The sequence below is a fragment of the Zhengella sedimenti genome, from assembly GCF_046506625.1.
In the GTDB taxonomy this organism is placed as follows: domain Bacteria; phylum Pseudomonadota; class Alphaproteobacteria; order Rhizobiales; family Rhizobiaceae; genus Zhengella; species Zhengella sedimenti.
Genome location: NZ_JBKFFP010000011.1, coordinates 50,936 through 64,842 on the forward strand (window position 1 = coordinate 50,936; position 13,907 = coordinate 64,842).

Below are 13,907 nucleotides of genomic sequence, written 5' to 3' on the forward strand. Positions count from 1 at the left end.
CCGGTCAGGTCAGGATTTCGCTTTCAGGGCATCGGCCACATTCGCCGGCACGAAGCCCGAAACGTCGCCGCCCATGGCCGCGATCTGGCGCACCAATGTGGCGGTGATATGCCGGACGGCCGGGCTGGCGGGAAGGAAAACGGTCTTGATGCCGGGCGCCATCTGCCCGTTCATCCCGGCCATCTGCATCTCGTAGTCGAGATCGGTGCCGTCGCGCAGGCCGCGAATCATCATGGTCGCGCCATGCTGGCGCGCCGCGTCCACGACAAGGCCGTCGAAGGCGACGACGCGCAGACGCTGATGGTCGGCGCCCAGTTCGTCCGCGCCGGCCTTTTCGATCAGCCGCAATCGCTCTTCGAAGGAAAAAAGGCCCTTCTTGCCCGGATGTATGCCGATTGCCACGTAGATGACGTCCGCCAGCGCCAGCGCGCCGCGCAACACGTCCAGATGACCATTGGTCAACGGGTCGAACGACCCGGCGTAAATCGCTTTTCTCTCGCTCATGGAAGCGCTTCTACCCGCCGGCACAACCCTTGGCAATCGGCTTCGCGCAAGCTTCGGCGGCGAACATGAACACCCGATGAACGGGCCGGTCACGGCGCATTCAACTCAACTCACGCAAGTTTGCATGAACGTGGTTTGAAACTTTTCTCGCGGTGATGCGTCATGTTCCCTGAGGGTCCGGCGCAACCAGACGGCACCGCCGGGACCCGGGAGCAAGGAGAAAGCGAATGATGATCGTGCTGCTCGCCTCTGCCATGACCGTTGCCATGCTGATCGCCACCGTGGTCGGCCTGCTGGGAGACATGAAACCGGAAACCCAGGCGGAACGTATCCGCCAGCCGTTCAATCCCTACCGCAATCCCCGCCGCCGCTGACGGGCTTACACCTCACCGGTGCCGCCGCCGGACGGATCGTCTGCACCCGTTGACGCGGACTGTTCCGCTTCTTCAAGCACCTCGTCCCCTTCGGCTTCGGGCTCGGAAATCCGCTCCACCGATACCACCCGCTCGCCGTCTCCCGTCTTGAAGATGGTCACGCCCTTGGTGGCGCGGCCGGCGAAACGGATGCCTTCCACGGGAACGCGGATCACCTTTCCGGCATTGGTGACGAGCATGATCTGGTCGCCGCTCTCGACCGGGAAGGCTGCCACCAGCGGGCCGATCTCGTCGGTCTTGGAGATGTCGGTCGCGCGGATACCCTTGCCCCCACGGCCGGAAATCCGGAACTCGTAGGATGACGACCGCTTGCCGTAGCCGAATTCCGAGACGGTGAGCAGGAACTGTTCGCGCGCGCGCAACTCTTCCACGCGTTCCGGCGAAAGTTCGGCGGCTTCCGCCTCTTCGCCGACAAGTCCGCCCGGCGCTTCCTCGTCATCGCCGTTGACGCCGCGCCGTTCGGCCGCCGCGATTTTCAGATAGGCCGCGCGCTCCGGCGCATCCGCGTCGACATGGCCGAGGATGGCCATCGAGATGACGCTGTCGCCCGCCCCCAGCGCGATGCCGCGCACGCCAATCGAATTGCGCCCGGCAAAGACACGCACATCGGTGACGGGGAAGCGGATGCACTGGCCGGCGGCCGTGGTCAGCACCACGTCGTCATGCTCGGTGCAGGTCGACACCGACAGGATCTCGTCGCCGTCGTCCTCCAGCTTCATGGCGATCTTGCCGTTGCGATTGACCTGGACGAAATCCGACAGCTTGTTCCGCCGCACCGTGCCGCGCGTGGTCGAGAACATCACGTCGAGTTCGCCCCAACGGTCCTCGTCCTCCGGCAAGGGCATGATCGAGGTGATGCGTTCATTGTCCTGCAGCGGCAGCATGTTGCGCAGGAACTTGCCGCGCGATTGCGGCGTGCCGACAGGCAGGCGCCAGACCTTTTCCTTGTAGACGATGCCGCGCGAGGAGAAGAACAGCACCGGCGTGTGCGTGTTGGCCACGAACAGCCGCGTGACGAAATCCTCCTCCTTCGTCGCCATGCCCGAACGGCCCTTGCCGCCGCGCCGCTGCGCCCGGTAGACCGACAGCGGCACGCGCTTGATGTAGCCCTCGTGGCTGAAGGTGACGACCATGTCCTCGCGCGCGATCAGGTCCTCGTCGTCCATGTCCGGACCGCCTTCGGCGAGTTCGGTGCGGCGCGGGGTGCCGAACTCGTCCTTCACCGCGGTCAGTTCGTCCTTGACGATCTGCTGGATGCGGGCACGCGACGACAGGATGTCGAGATAGTCCCGGATTTCCTCGCCGATCTTGTTCAACTCGTCGGCGATCTCGTCACGGCCGAGCGCGGTGAGACGCTGCAGGCGCAGGTCGAGAATGGCGCGGGCCTGTTCTTCCGAAAGGTTGTAGGTCCCGTCCTCGTTGACCTTGTGGCGCGGATCGTCGATGAGCCGGATCAGCGGCGCCACCTCGTGCGCAGGCCAGCGCCGGGTCATCAACTGCTCGCGCGCCGTCGCCGGGTCCGGCGCGTGGCGGATCAGCTTGATCACCTCGTCGATATTGGCAACGGCAATGGCCAGGCCCACCAGCACATGGGCGCGTTCGCGCGCCTTGCGCAGGAGATACTTGGTGCGCCGGCTGACAACCTCCTCGCGGAACGCGACGAACGCCTTCAGCATGTCCGCCAGCGCCATCAGTTCCGGCTTGCCGCCGTTCAGCGCCACCATGTTGGCGCCGAACGAGGTCTGCAGCGGCGTGTAGCGGTAAAGCTGGTTCAGGATCACGTCGGCATTGGCGTCGCGCTTCAGTTCGACGACCACACGGTAGCCCTGCCGGTCGGACTCGTCGCGGATGTCGGAAATGCCCTCGATGCGCTTGTCGCGCACGAGTTCCGCCATCTTCTCGATCATCGAGGCCTTGTTGACCTGGTAGGGGATTTCCGTGACCACGATCATCTCGCGGTCGCCGCGCATCGGCTCGACATGGGCGCGCCCGCGCATGATGATGGAGCCGCGCCCCGTCTCGTAGGCCGAGCGGATGCCGGACCGGCCAAGCACGATGGCGCCCGTGGGAAAGTCCGGACCGGGAATGTGCTGCATGAGTTCGGGCAGCGTGATGGCCGGATTGTCCATCAGCGCGATGCAGCCGTCGATCAGTTCGCCCAGATTGTGCGGCGGGATGTTGGTCGCCATGCCGACGGCAATGCCGCCCGACCCGTTGGCAAGCAGGTTGGGGAAACGCGCCGGCAGCACCTTCGGCTCGGAACTCGACGAATCGTAGTTCTCCTGGAAATCGACCGTCTCCTTGTCGATATCCTCCAGCAGGTCGTGGGCGACCTTTTCCAGCCGCGATTCGGTGTATCGCATCGCCGCCGGCGGATCGCCGTCGATGGAGCCGAAATTGCCCTGCCCGTCGATCAGCGGCAGACGCATCGACCAGTCCTGCGCCATGCGCACCATGGCGTCATAGATCGCGGCATCGCCATGCGGGTGATACTTACCCATGACGTCACCGACGATGCGCGACGACTTCACGTATTTGCGGTTCCAGTGGAAACCGCCCTCGTGCATGGCATAGAGAATGCGCCGGTGAACCGGCTTCAGCCCGTCGCGCACATCGGGAAGCGCGCGGCTGACGATCACGCTCATGGCGTAGTCGAGATAGCTGCGCTGCATCTCCTCGATGATGGAGACGGGCTCGATGCCTTCGGGAAGCCGGGGCGGTGTTGGCTGGTCAGTCAAATGCGTGTCACGATCACTTTGGAATCACTTGTTTCCGTATATAGGATTCCACGCGGCCATTCCAATTTCGGCGCCGGTTTTCCAAAGGCAAACGCCGGCACGCACGGGTCCTTGCGCCATGCCGTCACGCAAAGGTCGCCGGATCGCCGGGAAACGGCTAGGCTGTCGGCCGAATCCGGAGGCTGAAACTGGAAACGCCCATGTTCAACGACATGATCGCCACCGCTATTGTCACGCTGCTGGTCACCATCGACCCGGCCGGCCTCGCGCCGCTTTTCCTGGCCGTCACGCGCGGCATGGACCGGGCGCAACGCAACCAGGTCGCCTGGCGCGCCGCGGCGATCGGCTTCGCGACGCTTGCGCTGTTCGCGCTCGCCGGCGCCGGCATCCTGGCCGTCTTCGGCATCACCCTGCCGGCCTTCCGCGTCGCCGGCGGCCTGCTCCTGTTCTGGATCGCCTTCGAGATGATCTTCGAACGCCGCCAGCAGCGCCATGAACACACGGCGGAAGTGGCGATCAGCGCCGACGAGATCCGCCAGGTCGCGGTTTTCCCGCTGGCGATTCCGCTGATCGCCGGCCCCGGCGCCATTTCCGCCGTCATTCTCCTGTCCGGCCAGTTCGCCGAACCCGGCCCGCGCACTGCGCTTATCGCCATTGTCGGTGCCATCATCCTGCTGACGTGGTTGGTCTTCCTGCTGGCTGACAGGATCGACAAGATCCTCGGCGAAACCGGCCGGTCCATCCTCACGCGCCTGCTCGGCGTGATCCTGTCCGCCCTCGCCGTGCAGTTCGTCGCCGACGGCATCAAGGCGCTGGCAGCCGCCTGACGGCCACAGGTCCGGTCAGAAACGGCCCTTGAGCGGAAGCGTCATTTCCATGCCGCCCCAGCCATGAACGGAATCATGGGCACGCACCGTCACTTCTTCCAGGTGGTCCGGGATGACGATGCCGGACTGGCTGCGCGTGAACGGCTGCTCGTCGACATGGGGATGCGCCAGCACGCGTTCGCCCAGCACGGCGCCGTCCGGACCGATCACCTGCCAGCGGTCGGCATAATGGTCCCAGCCCTCGTCGGCGTGGCGGACCGTGACATGGAACGTGTAGGAGCCGTCCGAGGATTGCGAGTAGCGCGCATCGACGACGTCAGCCTCACCGGCCAGCGCCGGAAGCGCGAGCAATGAAAGGAGGATGGCAAGAAATGAATGTCTCATGACGCGGGAGAATGACCGCGCCTGCGGACACGCGCCAATCACGAATGGTTCAGCCCGGAATCTGTCCCCTGGCCGCAAGATCGCGGACGGTTCGATCCCGAAATGGCAAATCCCCGCGGCAGGCACGGGGATGATGCAGACGGGGCGTCAGGCGCTGCCCCCTGTACCGGAGGCCGTCGAGGAACCATTTGTCCGCCACGGCCTCGCAGGGGGATGAGCCACGCGAGGCAGGATCCCCCGGACAATCAGAACGGAATTTCGTCGTCGAGATCGCGGGAATAGCCGCCGCCCCCGCCGCCGCCCTGCTGGCCGCCGCCATAGCCGCCGCCGCCGGACGGTCCCGACGAGCCGAAATCCGAACGCCCTTGCGAACCGCCGCCGCCGCCATAGCCGACCTGGCCCTGGTCGCCGCCGCCGCGTCCGTCGAGCATCTGCAATTCGCCGCGATAGCGCTGCAGCACGATTTCGGTCGTGTAGCGGTCCTGGCCCTGCTGGTCCTGCCATTTGCGCGTCTGCAACTGGCCTTCCAGGTAAACCTTCATGCCCTTCTTGAGATACTGCTCGGCCACCTTGCCAAGCTGCTCGTTGAAGATCACGACATTGTGCCACTCGGTGCGCTCGCGCCGCTCACCGCTGTTCTTGTCGCGCCAGGTCTCCGAGGTCGCGATGCGCAGGTTGACCACCGCATCGCCGGAATTGAGGCGGCGCACCTCCGGGTCAGCGCCCAGATTGCCGACCAGAATGACCTTGTTCACGCTTCCCGCCATGTTCCAACTCCGTCTTTCGCCGCCGGGCGACAGTATGTAGCCCGCATGTCTCTTGAATTCCGCCGCACTCTAGCGGGCTGCGGCCATGATTGCGCGGTCCCCGCCCCCTGCTTTTCGCTCTGTCCACAAGCTAGATGGCGGACAAGCAACGCGACAGTGGCCAGCTTCTCGATGTTCTATATTTGTTCGCATGGACGCGGTCAAGGGGATGCCCTGGCAAGGTCACATGCGATCATCACCGGGCAGACTGCCACACGAGAAATTGGCCCGGCCGCGATCCTGTATCTTGCGCGCGCCGGGCCTTTTGGGGTCTGCCCTTCAACCGGTTTTGGCCGGAGGTGTGTCCGGGCCGGAACTGTATAGCCCGCCTTTCGTCGGCTGGCAGGCCGGCCCGGTTCTGTCAGTCAGATTGTCGGCGAATTGCCGGTGTCCCCTGTCACGCGGTGCCGCTCAGGCACCGGGGGCCTTGCAACCCGTGGCCCGCCGCATCTGGGCGGACCTTCCGGGATTCTTCGGCGGTTCCATCGAACAATCCCTTTCCCGTCGTCGGTTTGCATCCTGGCCGGAAAAACCGGCCGCTCGGGCATCCGCGGGGATCGTCTGCCATGGCGGGAGCATTCCCTGATGCTTCGTTCCGCCGGCGCCTCATCCTGTCCGGATGCTACCTTGCAGGATGCGCCCGCAGCCGCCGCCGGTCAATGCCCGCGCCGATCACATTTTGTGCCGGAACTGCCGGTTTATCCACCGGCTTTCCACAGGTGTTCTTGTTTTGTCCGCGATTCTGTGGATAGTGTGGGGAAAGCTGTCAGCAGGATCGCGGCCGCCTCTTTCCATGCCGTGAACAATGACTACATGAGACGCAATCCCGGCTGGACAGCGCCGGACGTTCCGGAACCAGTCCTGTTTTCCTGCCGGCCGCCGGGCCGGACCCGCTGCGAGCGATCATGACAGACCACAAGATGATAACGGTGCGCGGCGCGCGCGAGCACAACCTCAAGAATGTCGATCTCGACCTGCCGCGCGACAGCCTGATCGTGATGACCGGACTGTCGGGGTCCGGCAAGTCGTCGCTCGCCTTCGACACGATCTATGCCGAGGGCCAGCGCCGCTACGTCGAGAGCCTCTCGGCCTATGCCCGGCAGTTCCTCGAAATGATGCAGAAGCCGGATGTCGACCAGATCGACGGCCTGTCGCCGGCCATCTCCATCGAGCAGAAGACCACAAGCCGCAATCCGCGCTCCACCGTCGGCACGGTCACCGAGATCTACGACTACATGCGCCTGCTCTTCGCACGCGCCGGCGTTCCGATCTCGCCGGCCACCGGGCTGCCCATCGAGAGCCAGACGGTGAGCCAGATGGTCGACCGCGTTCTGGCCATGGAGGAAGGCACCCGCCTCTACATCATGGCGCCCATCGTGCGCGGCCGGAAGGGCGAATACCGGAAGGAACTGGCGGAACTCCAGAAGAAGGGTTTCCAGCGCGTCAAGGTGGACGGCGAGTTCCACGAGATCGCCGATGTCCCGCCGCTGGACAAGAAATACAAGCACGACATCGACGTGGTCGTCGACCGCGTCGTCGTGCGCGCCGACCTCGCCGCCCGCCTGGCCGATTCCATCGAGACCTGCCTGAGGCTGGCCGACGGCCTGGCCGTGGCCGAATTCGCCGACCGGCCCCTGCCGCCGGAGGAACTGTCGGGCGAGGCAGCCAACCGCTCCAAGAACGACACCCATGAGCGCGTCGTCTTCTCGGAAAAGTTCGCCTGCCCGGTCTCCGGCTTCACCATTCCGGAGATCGAGCCGCGCCTGTTCTCCTTCAACAACCCGTTCGGCGCCTGCCCGGGCTGCGACGGCCTCGGCCACCAGCAGGCCATCGACCCGGCGCTTGTCGTGCCCGAGCCGCATGTGGCCCTGCGCGAGGGCGCCATCGCCCCCTGGGCCAAGTCCACCTCGCCCTATTACCTGCAGACGCTCGAAGGGCTCGGCAAGGCCTACGGCTTCAAGGTGGGCGACCGCTGGCGCGACCTTTCCGAAGAGGCGAAGGACGCCATCCTGCAGGGCACCGGAAGCCGCAAGATCGAGTTCACCTATGATGACGGCCTGCGCACCTACAAGGCCGCCAAGACATTCGAGGGTGTGATCCCGAACCTGCAGCGCCGCTGGAAGGAGACGGAATCCTCCTGGGCGCGCGAGGAGATCGAGCGCTACATGTCGGCCACGCCCTGCCCGGTCTGTTCCGGCTTCCGGCTGAAGGCCGAGGCCCTGGCGGTCAAGATCGACGGGCTGCATATCGGCCAGGTTACCGAGATGTCCATCCGCCGCGCCAACGACTGGTTCGAGACCCTCCCCGAACGCCTGACGGACAAGCAGAACGAGATCGCCGCGCGAATCCTGAAGGAAATCCGCGAACGGCTGCGGTTCCTCAACGATGTCGGTCTCGACTACCTCACCCTGTCGCGCAATTCCGGAACGCTGTCGGGCGGCGAGAGCCAGCGCATCCGCCTCGCCTCGCAGATCGGTTCCGGCCTGACCGGCGTGCTCTACGTGCTCGACGAGCCCTCCATCGGCCTGCACCAGCGCGACAACGACCGCCTGCTCGGCACGCTGAAGCACCTGCGCGATCTCGGCAACACGGTCATCGTCGTGGAGCATGACGAGGATGCGATCCTCGCCGCCGATCACGTGGTCGACATCGGCCCGGCCGCCGGCATCCATGGCGGGCGCGTCATCGCCAGCGGCACGCCTGCCGACATCATGGCCCATCCGGACTCGCTGACCGGCAAATACCTGTCCGGTGCGATGGGCATTCCCGTACCCGCCGAACGCCGCAAGCCCTCGAAAAGCAAGCGCATTCGCGTGGTCGATGCGCGCGGCAACAACCTCAAGGGCGTCACGGCCGACATCCCGCTCGGCACGTTCACATGCGTCACCGGCGTTTCCGGTGGCGGCAAGTCCACATTCCTCATCGAGACGCTGTTCCGGGCCGCCTCGCGCCGCATCATGGGCGCGCGCGAAAACCCTGCCCCGCATGACCGCATTGAGGGGCTGGAGCATGTCGACAAGGTCATCGACATCGACCAGTCGCCCATCGGGCGCACGCCACGCTCCAACCCGGCCACCTATACCGGCGCCTTCACACCGATCCGCGACTGGTTCGCCGGCCTTCCGGAAGCCAAGGCGCGCGGCTACCAGCCCGGCCGTTTCTCCTTCAACGTCAAGGGCGGGCGCTGCGAGGCCTGCCAGGGCGATGGCGTCATCAAGATCGAGATGCACTTCCTGCCCGATGTCTACGTCACCTGCGACGTCTGCCACGGCAAGCGCTACAATCGCGAGACGCTGGAGGTCACCTACAAGGGCAAGTCCATCGCCGACGTGCTCGACATGACGGTGGAGGAAGGCGCGGAGTTCTTCGCCGCCGTTCCGGCCATCCGCGACAAGCTGGAAACGCTGGCACGCGTCGGCCTGGGGTACATCCATGTCGGCCAGCAGGCGACCACCCTGTCGGGCGGCGAGGCACAGCGCATCAAGCTGGCCAAGGAATTGTCGCGCAAGGCCACGGGCCGCACGCTCTACATCCTCGACGAACCGACGACCGGCCTGCATTTCCACGATGTCGCCAAGCTGCTGGACGTGCTGCATGAACTGGTCGACCAGGGCAACACGGTGATCGTCATCGAGCACAACCTGGAGGTCATCAAGACCGCCGACTGGGTGCTCGATCTCGGTCCCGAGGGTGGCGACGGCGGCGGCGAACTGGTAGCCTCCGGCACGCCGGAGGACATTGCCGCCGAACCGCGCAGCCATACCGGCGCCTATCTGAAGGACCTGCTGGCGCGCCGCCCCGGCCGCAAGGTCGAGGCTGCCGAATAGGCCTCCGGTTCGCGGAATGCCGTCTTGACGCACGTCAATGACGGATTCCGCCGCCGCGCCATTCTTTTCGCGTTCCTGCCTGCCGCCCGCGGCAGGCTCGTGAGATGTGAAAGGATGAACCCATGTCTGACAAGAACACACGGCAGGACCTGTCCCTGTGGTCCGGCAATCCTTTTGCCGATTTCCGCAAGCAGATGGATGACCTGATGGAAGGCTTCTTCGGCTCCGGCGGCACGCTCGCCGCCCGTTCCGGTCTGCCCTCGCTTGACATGACCGGCGCGGTCCGGCCTGCCATCGACATTGCCGAAAACGACGAGGCCATCACGCTGACCGCCGAACTGCCCGGCATGAGCGAGGACCAGGTCGACCTGACCATCCGCAACGGCATGCTGACGCTCAAGGGCGAGAAGAAGATCGAGCATGATGGCGACCGCGATGATGTCCACGTCATCGAACGCTCCTATGGCGCTTTCCAGCGGTCGTTTCCGATTCCCGAGAGGGTGGATGCGGAAGCTATCGAGGCAAGCTTCGACAAGGGCGTGCTCACCGTGACCATGCCCAAGCGCAAGACCGCATCCGCCGGCGGCCGCAAGGTCGAGATCGGCAAGGGCTGAAACGCCCGGCGCCGGCCGGTCCGGTCAGGGCGCGGGGAAGCGGGTCCGCGCCAGTGCCTCCGCCAAGTCCTCGGCGATCGGCCGCTGGCCGGCGGCCTTCCCGGCTTCGCCGTGCAGCCAGACGGCGGCGCAGGCTGCCTCGAACCCGGAAACACCTTGCGCAAGAAGCCCGGTGACGATGCCCGCCAGAACGTCGCCGGATCCGGCTGTCGCCAGCACCGGCGTTGCATTGGTGTTGATCGCCGCCCGTCCGTCCGGTGCGGCGATCACCGTGTCCCCGCCCTTCAGCACGACCACGGCGCCGGAGCGCGAAGCAGCACGTCGCGCCCTGTCCACCCGGGACAGCCCGCATTGCGGACCGAGATCGGCGAACAGGCGCGCGAATTCCCCCTCATGCGGCGTCATCACGACATGCAGGCCGCTTGCGCCGATGGTCTCGAACAGGCTGGACGGACGGTCCTGGAACACGGTCAGCGCATCGGCGTCGAGCACCAGCGCCTTCAGGCCGCGGGCATCATCCCGCGCTCCCGCCGCGAGCATGGCCAGCACCGCAGCGCGCGTCTGCCCTCTCACGCCGCATCCGGGCCCGGCCAGCGCGGCGCGTGTCTTCCCCTCGTCCAGAAAGGCGGAAACGGCCTGTGCATCGGGCACCGCGCGCACCATGATCGAGGTCAGGTGCGCGGCATGGACCAGAACCGCCGAGGGCGGCGACAGCACGGTGACGGCCCCTGCCCCGCTGCGCGCGGCCGCCAGGGCCGCCAGCCTCGCCGCCCCCGTCGACGAGGCGCCGCCGGAAAGCACGGCCGCCGCGCCACGGGCATATTTGTGGGTGTCCGCAGCCAGGCGCGGAAGCGCATGGCGCCAGAGCGCTGGCCCGTTCTCATGGGTGCGCGGCAGGATTTCGTCGAGCACCGCGGCCGGGATGCCGATATCGGCCACCAGGAGTTCGCCGCACAGATCGCGACCCGGCAGCAGCAGATGGCCGGGCTTCTTGCGAAAGAAGGTGACGGTCAGCACCGCCCGGAAACAGGTCCCGAGCGGTTGCCCGCTTTCGCCCGACAGTCCCGACGGCAGATCGACGGCAACCACCGGCACCCCGGTTGCATTGCACGCGTCAGCCGCCGATGCCGCCGCACCGGAAAGTGGCTTGGACAATCCGGCACCGAAAAGCCCGTCCACCACCAGGTCGAACGCGCCAGGCTCGAAATCGCCGAGCGGCCGCACGGCGCCTGTCCAGGCTTGCGCCGCACAGGCCGCATCGCTGCCCGGCCTCGGTTCAGCCAGCGCGAAGAGATCGACGGAAAAACCGTCCTCCGCCAGCAGCCGTGCCACCACAAAGCCGTCGCCGCCATTGTTGCCGGGTCCGCAAAGGACGGCCACACGTCCCGCCCCGGCAAAACGCCGGAGGATCGCTTCATGAATGGCCCGCCCAGCGTTCTCCATCAGCCCTGAACCGTCGAAGGGACCCGCAGCGATGGCGATGGCATCCGCCCGTCCCATTTCTTCCGGCGTCAGAAGTTCATGCATCCTGGTACCCGCACTTGTCCGTGTTTGCTCTCTTCGGCACTGCACGTCTTATCAGCCCGGGCGCCGGAACGCGCAAGCGGCGAAGCCGACCCGCTATTCCGCCAAATACTTGCTGCCCTCGGGCTGCATATTTATTGTGCATTTTGCCTGTTTTTTCATCTGCGAAGACAGGCTAAGAATGCCTCTGGATCGGGCAACCGGTCGCGGGCATGCTGCACCGCACGATCACCTGCCTGCCGGAGGTTGGTGAAAGTGCAGGCAAGGCGCGGGATTCACACGGGAAACCCGGCCAACTCGGGCTGGATGAAATAATCTGGCACAGTTCATGCTTTCATTTCAGCGGAGCGGGCCGGAGGCCCGTTTTTCACCAATGCGGAGGCCGTTCTTTCCATGAAAAAGATCGAAGCGATCATCAAACCCTTCAAGCTGGACGAGGTGAAGGAGGCTTTGCAGGAAGTCGGCCTCCAGGGCATCACCGTGACAGAGGCAAAGGGCTTCGGCCGCCAGAAGGGGCATACCGAACTCTATCGCGGCGCCGAATATGTCGTGGATTTCCTTCCCAAGGTGAAGGTCGAGGTGGTACTGGGCGACGACGCCGTCGAAGCCGCCATCGAAGCCATCCGCAAGGCGGCCCAGACGGGCCGCATCGGCGACGGCAAGATCTTCGTCTCCAACGTCGAGGAAGTCATCCGCATCCGCACTGGTGAAACGGGCATCGACGCCGTCTGAGGCGCATTGCCGGTCCGTACGTCAAGTCATCGTCATTACAAAGGGAATTCAGCATGACGACAGCAAACGACATCATGAAGCAGATCAAGGACAACGACGTGAAGTTCGTCGACCTGCGCTTCACCGATCCAAGGGGCAAGCTGCAGCACGTCACGATGGACGTCTGCGCGGTCGATGAGGACATGTTCGCCGACGGCGTCATGTTCGACGGTTCCTCGATCGGTGGCTGGAAGGCCATCAACGAGTCCGACATGGTGCTGATGCCCGACACGGCCACCGTTCACATGGACCCCTTCTTCGCCCAGTCCACCATGGTCGTCATCTGCGACATCCTGGACCCGGTCTCCGGCGAGGCCTACAACCGCGATCCGCGCGGCACCGCCAAGAAGGCCGAGGCCTACATGAAGGCCGAGGGCATCGGCGACACCGTGTTCGTCGGTCCGGAAGCCGAGTTCTTCGTCTTCGACGACGTGAAGTACAAGGCCGACCCCTACAACACCGGTTTCAAGCTCGACTCCACGGAACTGCCGTCCAACGACGATTCCGACTATGACACCGGCAACCTGGGCCACCGTCCGCGCGTCAAGGGCGGCTATTTCCCGGTCCCGCCGATCGATTCCGAGCAGGACATGCGCTCCGAGATGCTGTCGGTTCTGACCGAGATGGGCGTCACGGTGGAAAAGCACCACCACGAGGTGGCCGCCGCCCAGCACGAACTCGGCATCAAGTTCGACACCCTGACCCGCAATGCCGACAAGATGCAGATCTACAAGTACGTCGTGCACCAGGTCGCCAACGCCTATGGCAAGACGGCTACCTTCATGCCGAAGCCGGTCTATGGCGACAACGGTTCGGGCATGCACGTGCACCAGTCGATCTGGAAGGACGGCAAGCCGACCTTCGCGGGCAATGAATATGCCGGCCTGTCCGAGACCTGCCTTTACTACATCGGCGGCATCATCAAGCACGCCAAGGCCATCAACGCCTTCACCAACCCGTCGACCAACTCCTACAAGCGTCTGGTCCCCGGCTACGAGGCCCCGGTCCTGCTGGCCTATTCGGCCCGCAACCGCTCTGCTTCCTGCCGCATTCCCTTCGGCAACAACCCGAAGGCCAAGCGCGTGGAAGTGCGCTTCCCCGACCCCACGGCCAACCCCTATCTCGGCTTCGCCGCGATGCTGATGGCCGGCCTCGACGGCATCAAGAACAAGATCCATCCCGGCCAGGCCATGGACAAGGATCTCTACGACCTGCCGGCCAAGGAACTCAAGAAGATCCCGACCGTCTGCGGTTCGCTGCGTGAAGCCCTGGTGAACCTCGACAAGGATCGCAAGTTCCTCACCGCCGGCGGCGTGTTCGACGACGACCAGATCGACGCTTTCATCGAACTGAAGATGGAAGAAGTCATGCGTTTCGAGATGACCCCGCATCCGGTCGAATTCGACATGTATTATTCGGTCTGACCGAAGTAAAAGATTGGCACCAGAGACCCCGGCGGAGCGATCCGCCGGGGTTTT

Annotated in this window: 11 protein-coding genes; 6 read left to right on the plus strand and 5 right to left on the minus strand. The window is 65.0% G+C overall.

Features of this window, described 5'->3' with window-relative positions; genetic code table 11:
• Nucleotides 1-9: 9 nt before the first annotated feature.
• The gene (gene coaD, locus ACLB6G_RS19975) at nt 10-504 is read right to left on the minus strand and encodes a pantetheine-phosphate adenylyltransferase (protein WP_410357894.1); all 495 of its coding nucleotides are present in this window, start codon (nt 502-504) and stop codon (nt 10-12) included.
• A gap of 227 nt (nt 505-731) precedes the next feature.
• Here coaD and ACLB6G_RS19980 point away from each other — a divergent pair, with 227 nt between their 5' ends.
• Nucleotides 732-878: a hypothetical protein gene (locus ACLB6G_RS19980; protein WP_410357895.1), complete on the plus strand. Its 147-nt coding sequence runs from the start codon at nt 732-734 to the stop codon at nt 876-878.
• Nucleotides 879-883: 5 nt separating this feature from the next.
• Here the strand turns inward: ACLB6G_RS19980 and gyrA are convergent, their stop codons facing one another.
• Complete coding sequence (gyrA, locus tag ACLB6G_RS19985; RefSeq protein ID WP_410357896.1) at nt 884-3,676, minus strand: DNA gyrase subunit A; 2,793 nt, start codon at nt 3,674-3,676, stop codon at nt 884-886.
• Nucleotides 3,677-3,876: 200 nt separating this feature from the next.
• On the opposite strand from gyrA, the gene ACLB6G_RS19990 reads away from it, so the two are divergent.
• The gene (locus ACLB6G_RS19990; protein WP_410357897.1) at nt 3,877-4,503 is read left to right on the plus strand and encodes a MarC family protein; all 627 of its coding nucleotides are present in this window, start codon (nt 3,877-3,879) and stop codon (nt 4,501-4,503) included.
• A 15-nt stretch (nt 4,504-4,518) separates the two neighbouring features.
• Here the strand turns inward: ACLB6G_RS19990 and ACLB6G_RS19995 are convergent, their stop codons facing one another.
• Complete coding sequence (locus tag ACLB6G_RS19995) at nt 4,519-4,887, minus strand: hypothetical protein (RefSeq protein WP_410357898.1); 369 nt, start codon at nt 4,885-4,887, stop codon at nt 4,519-4,521.
• Nucleotides 4,888-5,132: 245 nt separating this feature from the next.
• Nucleotides 5,133-5,654: a single-stranded DNA-binding protein gene (ssb, locus tag ACLB6G_RS20000; protein WP_410357899.1), complete on the minus strand. Its 522-nt coding sequence runs from the start codon at nt 5,652-5,654 to the stop codon at nt 5,133-5,135.
• A gap of 944 nt (nt 5,655-6,598) precedes the next feature.
• Here ssb and uvrA point away from each other — a divergent pair.
• Both uvrA and ACLB6G_RS20010 read left to right on the plus strand, forming a co-directional pair.
• Nucleotides 6,599-9,520, plus strand: a complete 2,922-nt coding sequence (uvrA, locus tag ACLB6G_RS20005; protein WP_410357900.1) for an excinuclease ABC subunit UvrA — start codon at nt 6,599-6,601, stop codon at nt 9,518-9,520.
• Between the two features lie 122 nt (nt 9,521-9,642).
• Nucleotides 9,643-10,134 carry an Hsp20/alpha crystallin family protein gene (locus tag ACLB6G_RS20010; protein WP_410357901.1) on the plus strand — a complete coding sequence of 164 codons (492 nt, stop codon included), beginning with the start codon at nt 9,643-9,645 and terminating at the stop codon, nt 10,132-10,134.
• Between the two features lie 24 nt (nt 10,135-10,158).
• Here ACLB6G_RS20010 and ACLB6G_RS20015 read toward each other — a convergent pair whose 3' ends face one another.
• Nucleotides 10,159-11,661 carry an NAD(P)H-hydrate dehydratase gene (locus tag ACLB6G_RS20015; protein ID WP_410357902.1) on the minus strand — a complete coding sequence of 501 codons (1,503 nt, stop codon included), beginning with the start codon at nt 11,659-11,661 and terminating at the stop codon, nt 10,159-10,161.
• Between the two features lie 390 nt (nt 11,662-12,051).
• Between ACLB6G_RS20015 and ACLB6G_RS20020 the strand changes: the two genes are divergently transcribed.
• Together ACLB6G_RS20020 and glnA are read left to right on the plus strand one after the other, a co-directional pair.
• On the plus strand, nt 12,052-12,390 hold the full coding sequence (locus ACLB6G_RS20020; protein ID WP_410357903.1) for a P-II family nitrogen regulator: 339 nt from the start codon (nt 12,052-12,054) through the stop codon (nt 12,388-12,390).
• Nucleotides 12,391-12,443: 53 nt separating this feature from the next.
• Nucleotides 12,444-13,853, plus strand: coding sequence for a type I glutamate--ammonia ligase (glnA, locus tag ACLB6G_RS20025; RefSeq protein ID WP_410357904.1), 1,410 nt, complete (start codon nt 12,444-12,446; stop codon nt 13,851-13,853).
• Nucleotides 13,854-13,907 lie beyond the last annotated feature (54 nt).

Coding starts and splice junctions, on each gene's coding strand:
- coaD (WP_410357894.1), bottom strand. CDS start 504: ATGAGCGAGAGAAAAGCGATTTACGCCGGGTCGTTCGACCCGTTGACC.
- ACLB6G_RS19980 (WP_410357895.1), top strand. CDS start 732: ATGATGATCGTGCTGCTCGCCTCTGCCATGACCGTTGCCATGCTGATC.
- ACLB6G_RS19990 (WP_410357897.1), top strand. CDS start 3,877: ATGTTCAACGACATGATCGCCACCGCTATTGTCACGCTGCTGGTCACC.
- ACLB6G_RS19995 (WP_410357898.1), bottom strand. CDS start 4,887: ATGAGACATTCATTTCTTGCCATCCTCCTTTCATTGCTCGCGCTTCCG.
- ssb (WP_410357899.1), bottom strand. CDS start 5,654: ATGGCGGGAAGCGTGAACAAGGTCATTCTGGTCGGCAATCTGGGCGCT.
- uvrA (WP_410357900.1), top strand. CDS start 6,599: ATGACAGACCACAAGATGATAACGGTGCGCGGCGCGCGCGAGCACAAC.
- ACLB6G_RS20010 (WP_410357901.1), top strand. CDS start 9,643: ATGTCTGACAAGAACACACGGCAGGACCTGTCCCTGTGGTCCGGCAAT.
- ACLB6G_RS20015 (WP_410357902.1), bottom strand. CDS start 11,661: ATGCATGAACTTCTGACGCCGGAAGAAATGGGACGGGCGGATGCCATC.
- ACLB6G_RS20020 (WP_410357903.1), top strand. CDS start 12,052: ATGAAAAAGATCGAAGCGATCATCAAACCCTTCAAGCTGGACGAGGTG.
- glnA (WP_410357904.1), top strand. CDS start 12,444: ATGACGACAGCAAACGACATCATGAAGCAGATCAAGGACAACGACGTG.